Source organism: Blautia sp. MSJ-36 (assembly GCF_018917985.1).
GTDB lineage: Bacteria > Bacillota > Clostridia > Lachnospirales > Lachnospiraceae > Blautia_A.
Genome location: NZ_JAHLPQ010000006.1, coordinates 160,829 through 167,335, shown reverse-complemented (window position 1 = coordinate 167,335; position 6,507 = coordinate 160,829). Strand labels below are relative to the sequence as shown.

Genomic DNA, 6,507 nt, shown 5'->3' with positions numbered 1-6,507 from the left:
TGCGAGAGACACCTTCTTTCGTAAATGTTGCAAATGTTTGTTTTGGCACTTTCATTATACAACACATGGAATCGAGGTGTCTTTCTTTTATGCAAAATCACGAACTTGCTCATTTATAGTTATGTATACAAAAACCTGCGATTTTTGCAAAAACCGCAGGCTTTTCTCATGATATTTAAACTTTTTTAAACTTTTATCATTTAACTCTCACACGCTTTCTGTGCATACTCTGTCTCCACCAGTTTTTCATACTCTGCACGTGTGTTCAGCTCTCCTGCATCTTCCAGAATATCCTGCAGAAGCTCAAAGCTGTCTTTTTCAAAAATCAGATTTTCTTTCCATGTATCCTGATCATAATAACGTTTTACAATAGTAGTAATCGTGTCGAGATCGGTTTCCTTAAACTGTGGTGCGATCACCTCTGCAATTTCTTCCGGCGTGTGGCTCTGAACGTAGTCCATTCCTTTCTGAAGTGCATTGGTAAATTTCTGGATGATCTCCGGATTTTTTTTCATATAACTTGCTTTTGCACTGTAAGATGTGTAAGGAACATACCCGGATGCTTCACCAAGCGATGCCACCACATAGCCTGCTCCTTCCTTTTCCAGAATTGTGGCAGATGGCTCGAACTCTACGGTATACGCCGCAGAATCATCCCCTGTAAAAGCCGCTGCAGTAGAACCGAAGTCAATACTCTGATCGATAGTCAGATCTTTCTGTGGGTCGATGCCATTTTTCTTCAGAATATATTCAAATACCATTTCCGGCATGCCACCTGTCGTCACTAATACCATGTAAATAATCATCTGATAGCTGTTTTGCAGTGGTTTCTGGTGATAAATTCGGCAGATAGTCTTTGGCAAGCTGTGCTATTTCTTCTTTTGATTTTATAATATTGTATGGCTTCAGCGGATTATCTGTAGCTTCAAGAATCCCAAGTTCCTTCATCAGTTCAATATATGGAAGTATACTCTGTTTTGTTTTCTTGAATCCCAAATCAGTAATATGCTCCGATAGATATTTTGCAGAAGTAAACCCACGTTCATCTTCAGCAATCAGTTTCATCACAACCGCAATAATGGTATTTTCTCTGCGGTTCATTTCATCTGCCGGACTGTAACTGATCAGATTGGATAATCCATATTTTAATGTGATTTCAGGCATCCCATCTTCGTCCACCACGATTTTTTCAATCAGCAGCTCAATATCTCTTCGGTCAAGAGTTTCTCCGGCAATGATTTTGTCTACCACCTCAAGGGCATTCTTCAGTTTATCCTTTACATCAGGCGTTTCTATGGCAGTTTCATTCAGTTCCTTAATCTGCATTTCCAGGCCGTGAATCTGAGCAAATAAATCTTTCTGCATAGAATCGTAAGTCTCGTTGATTAAATCTTCATTTTCCTCAGCAACCGCCAGATCTTTTACTTTTTGTGTAAGCAGAACTTTCAGTTGACTTTTTCGCTCATTGATAGCTATGTGCAGTTCCTGCCGTTTTTCCTCTATTGTTTTCTTTTCTGCTTCAAAATCCTTTAAATCATAAGTGGAAATAACTTCACAGAGAGCATTTCGGCACATTTTGATATAGGTCAGAACATCTTCCATCAAATCATCTTCTTCAATTAAATGTGCCTTGGAGCAATAACGTTTGCCCTTGGTATTATAAGTGGTACAGATGTAATATTTCCGTTCCCTGCTGGAAGTCTGACGTTTAATTGGTGTAAGACGGTTTCCGCAATCCTTACAGAACAGACAACTGCCAAAAGGATTCGGAATCTCTGAGCCAAGCCACTGTCCCCGGCTTCCCCGATAATTGGTGCGGTTACGTTTTTCCTTTAATTCCTGTACCAGAGTAAAAGTAGCCTTATCAATAATTGCCGGGTGGTGATTCTCGAAAATACACTGTTCTTCCTTTGGTACACGTTTATCTTTGCCATGAACCGTATTTCTTGCACGTTTTTTCAAACGAAAGGTACCAATGTAAAAATCATTATCCAGAATTTCTTTTATCATGGCATCAGACCATTTAGATGCTACCTGCCTTTTGGATAATCTGCCTTCTTCTATTTCACGTTCACGCTGTATCATAGATGGAGTAGGTGCTCCCTGCTCGGTCAGATACGTGGCAATCTTGCGGTAGCCAGAACCGGAAAGATATAAGTCATAAATTTGTTTAATATATTCAGCTTCTTTTGGTACGATTTCCAGAACAGTCTTATCCTTTTCATTACGGCGATAGCCAAACGGTGGTCTGGTAATCAGTGTTCCCTCTTTCTGCCTGGCTCCTATGGCACGTTTGATTTTCTTACTGGTGTCTTTCACATATCGTTCATTAAACCATGTCTTAATACCAATCGTATCGTCACTGGAATCCATAGAATCATAATTATCGTCAATCACGACCAGATGCTTTCCACGTTCCTGAAATTCATCCAGAAGAAGCAGAACCTTTGCATTATGTCTGCCAAGGCGTGAAAAGTCTTTGACATATACGGTATCAATATCTTTATCCAGATCAACCATCATTTGTTGAAATCCCGGTCTGTCAAAGATATAACCGGAAATGCCATCATCTTCATACCAGCGGTCAATAACCACGCCTTGATCTGCTGCATACTGGTTGATAATCAGCTTTTGATTTTCTATGGAAACATAATTTCTCTTATCATCATCTCTGGAGAGACGGACATACCCTGCATTCATAGATGTTCCTTCCACGAAATGTAAATATGATTATTATCCACTATGTAATTATATTGTATATCCAGAATAAAAAATGTATATGACAAAATTTTAAGATCCTTAAAAACATCTAAAATGAACCCTCTTACACAGAAAAAAATTCCGTGAAAAAAGACGATCCTAAGGCATTGCTGGAGGCGTTGGATGGGCGCCTGAAAAGATTAGGAGTGGAGTGTATTGATTTATATCAGATGCATATGCCTCCACAAAATGATCGGATTGAAGAATATATGCGCTATATGGCAGATGCGTTGAGGGCAGGAAAAATCCGGGCAGTTGGAGTTTGTAATTTTAATGTAGAGCAAATAAAAAGAGCATCAAAAACATTGAAATCTGAGGGCTCTTCCCTTACAAGTGCTATGGTGGGGTATAATGTAATCCGTAGATACCCGGAAACAAATGGAGTGTTTGAGATATGTGAAAAAGAGAACATTTCCATAATTCCATATGCGCCACTGGCTGAGGGGACACTTACAGGAAACTATCGTGATGGGAAAAAGGTGCCAATTCAATATGTGATAACTTCGTATTTTGGTCATCTGGATCTGACAAAAGAAAGGAACGATGGGACTTCGTTTGTGAAGCGGCTTTTTTCTAAACCAAAAGAGACTGACATTAAACAAATGGAGCCATTAATGGAGATCATGGAAAATATAGCTACTGCCCATGGAAAAACCATAGCACAGGTGGCAATTAACTGGCTCATAACACAGGAACGTGTCAAGGTAGTTCCGATTCCGGGAGTTCGCTCTGTAAGACAGGCAAATGATAATGCCGGTGCATTGGGATGGGCTTTGACAAAAGAAGAAAGAGAAGCAATGAATTTTGACAAATAGAGGTAAGATTGGCAGATCTGTTTATCGTTGAGCAATATGATGGCGTGGCATATTCTCTCATATTTTTTTACCCATCTTCTATGATTCTGGTTTTCATCTGTATTTCATTATTTCTTTTAATCGTATCATCGTCAATTTAATTATATCAGAATAAATAAAAAGAAGCGAAAACCTATCAACCATGATGGTCTTCGCTTCTTTCAATTCATATCATAAAAACATTACTGCTCAAATCTGCCTTTCATCTTCACTTCCTGCTCCCACACAGCCACCTGGCCACGGGCAAACAGGCTGTTGATGTCGAGATTTTCATCCAGTACCAGAAGATCTGCGTCTGCGCCCTCTGCTACACAGCCCTTGACTCCTTCCTGACCAAGGAGCACTGCCGGAGTGCTGGTCAGAAGCTGTAAGGCAGCCTCCAGCGGCATACCCTCTCTTACCAGGATCTGAATGGTGCGGTGCAGATACTTCGGAGATGCGTATGTCAGGCCGATGCACTCGCCCTCCTCGTTGAAGCGTGGCTGGCTTCCGAATGCGTCACTGGATATGGTGACATGATCCAGTTTCACGCCTTCGCGATGTAAGAGCTCGTAAAGCTTCATGGCATCAGATTCTACTTCTATATCATCGGCACCGGCGGTGCAGTCAATGTAACCGCCGCGGCGTACCAGATCCGCACCGGCATCAATCAGGCCCGGATTACGTAAAATATGGGTCGGTAGCAGGTTCTTGGCCGGAACATCGGAATGATCCAGAACATAGAATACCGGATCCAGTCTTCCCTCTCCGTCACCCATATGCATAGTCACCAGCCCCGGTGTGTTGCTGAGCAGACCGGCTCTGCGGGCTGCGGTAGCCAGGGCGATCAGCTCTTCCCCGCCCGGATTGGAGCTTCTGTGGTCAGATACAGCTACCTTCACACCGATCATAGGCGGAACCAGGATGATATCGCGCTCTACGCTTCCGGTCAGGGTGGTCGGCGGGTAACCGTAGGAGCTGGTCAGTGTATACACGGTCATGCCTTCCTCGGTCAGGGCACGGGCCTTTGCTACCAGATTCTCTACACTGCGGGTTACGCCATCTGTACCCAGAAGGCCAACCACGGTGGTAATACCGTTTTTTAAAAATTCGCTGAGCTGAGACTCCGGTACACGGGATGCCGGTCCCTGCTCTCCACCGCCTCCGGTGATATGCACATGCATGTCAATGTAAGCCGGAACAACGATTTTTCCCTCCAGGTCATAAGTCTCCACTCCCGGGAGTCCCTCATAGCCTTCGATAGAATCCTGCATCAGAAGGATTTTCTCTCCCTCAATGAGGATATCTTTTTTTCCCAATTTCTCTGGTGCGTAAACATTCGCGTTTTTCAGTAACTTGATCATAATGTCTATTCTCCTGCCTTTTCTTTATTCTTCAAAAATTCCACCGGAATCAGGAATCCCGGTGGAACAAGACTTTCGTATTTAGTTCTCCTTTTTCTTCTCATCAGCAAGCTTTGCGATACCGAATCCGGTAAAGCCCCAGATGATTGCAAAGATCCAGCCAGTGTAGCACAGGATTGCCCACGGAAGGTAATCCAGGGTCTCTACACCAAGGGTAGATGCCATATAGGCACCTGCTGCGGACCACGGAATCAGCGGCACCACTACAGTACCGGCATCCTCAAGGGTTCTGGACAGGTTCTTTGCCGCAAGTCCGCGCTCTTTATAAGCGTCACGGAACATCTCTCCAGGAATCAGAATGGAAAGATAAGAGTTACCGGTAGTCAGTGCCATGGTAATGCAGGCTGCCACCGTTGCGGTAATCAGTGCGCCGGTACTCTTTGCCACGCTTAAAATCTTCTGAAGTACAACATCCAGACAGCCGGCCCGGCTCATGATGCCTGCAAAACAGAATGCACAGAATACCAGAAGTGTGGTACTCATAATGCCGTTCATACCACCACGGTTTAACAGCTTGGTAACCGCCTCGGAACAAGTCTCGGTGTCGAAGCCTGCGCGATGGATCATAGATACACTAAAGCCGTTTACCGTTGCCTTTAACACATCACCCATTGCTACATGCTGAATGAAAACACCCTCTATGCCAGCTACAAAGGTGGAAAGAAGCATAACCGGAATGGTTGGCTTCTGAAACAGGGAACCTCCCAGCACGATTAGCACCGGAATGATGAGCAGTAGGTTCCAGCTGTACATGGAAGAAAGCTGGCTCAATAAGGTAGTAACAGTATCAGAGGTGATATCTGCACTTACATCTGCGTTCATACCAACAATGGCATATACCACCAGAGAAACGATGGTTGCCGGAACGGTGGTGTAAAACATATGTCCGATATGCTCATACAGTGTGCTGCCTGCCGCGATCGGAGCCAGGTTCGTGGTATCAGACAGCGGAGACATCTTATCACCGAAGTAGGAACCTGCGATACATGCACCTGCGGTAGCCGGAAGAGACACACCCAGAGCACTTGCAATTCCCATCAGGGCAACACCCATGGTTGCGACAGAACCCCAGGAAGTACCGGTAACAACCGATACAACAGCCTCGATCAGAAATGCTGTAACCAGCATGAATTTCGGGTTTACAATCTGAACACCATAGTAAATCATCATCGGAATGGTACCAGCTGCCATCCAGGTACCAACCATAGCGCCAACGCATACCAGAATCAGAATTGCCGGCATACCTTTTGCAATCTTGGTACAGATCTCATCCATCATCTCATCCCAGGTAACACCCACACGGAACGCGATAAATGCCGCGATTGCTGCTACCATGATCAGGAGCGGCTCCGTGCTGTAGCCGAACACGCCCTTTCCAATGGTAAGGATCAGAAGCATTGCGATGATCGGTGTGATCGATTCCGCAAAGGTGGGCAGACGTTTGGCCCGTTTTTTCTTTTCTTTCATTTGTAATTCCTCCTTTTAGCCTC

The 6,507-nt window shown here is 44.2% G+C and carries 4 protein-coding genes and 1 pseudogene; 1 reads left to right on the top strand and 4 read right to left on the bottom strand.

The window, feature by feature from the left end:
• Nucleotides 1-200: 200 nt before the first annotated feature.
• Nucleotides 201-776: pseudogene (locus KQI39_RS17315) on the bottom strand (ABC transporter substrate-binding protein); the annotation flags it as partial.
• Nucleotides 751-2,700: a recombinase family protein gene (locus tag KQI39_RS06940; RefSeq protein WP_253293095.1), complete on the bottom strand. Its 1,950-nt coding sequence runs from the start codon at nt 2,698-2,700 to the stop codon at nt 751-753. The pseudogene KQI39_RS17315 and the gene KQI39_RS06940, both read right to left, overlap by 26 nt.
• A gap of 143 nt (nt 2,701-2,843) precedes the next feature.
• Between KQI39_RS06940 and KQI39_RS06935 the strand changes: the two genes are divergently transcribed.
• Nucleotides 2,844-3,575, top strand: coding sequence for an aldo/keto reductase (locus KQI39_RS06935; protein ID WP_216417409.1), 732 nt, complete (start codon nt 2,844-2,846; stop codon nt 3,573-3,575).
• 221 nt (nt 3,576-3,796) lie between these two features.
• Here KQI39_RS06935 and iadA read toward each other — a convergent pair whose 3' ends face one another.
• Complete coding sequence (iadA, locus tag KQI39_RS06930) at nt 3,797-4,957, bottom strand: beta-aspartyl-peptidase (protein ID WP_216417407.1); 1,161 nt, start codon at nt 4,955-4,957, stop codon at nt 3,797-3,799.
• An 81-nt stretch (nt 4,958-5,038) separates the two neighbouring features.
• Nucleotides 5,039-6,484 carry a Na+/H+ antiporter NhaC gene (nhaC, locus tag KQI39_RS06925; protein ID WP_118254341.1) on the bottom strand — a complete coding sequence of 482 codons (1,446 nt, stop codon included), beginning with the start codon at nt 6,482-6,484 and terminating at the stop codon, nt 5,039-5,041.
• Between the last annotated feature and the right edge of the window lie 23 nt (nt 6,485-6,507).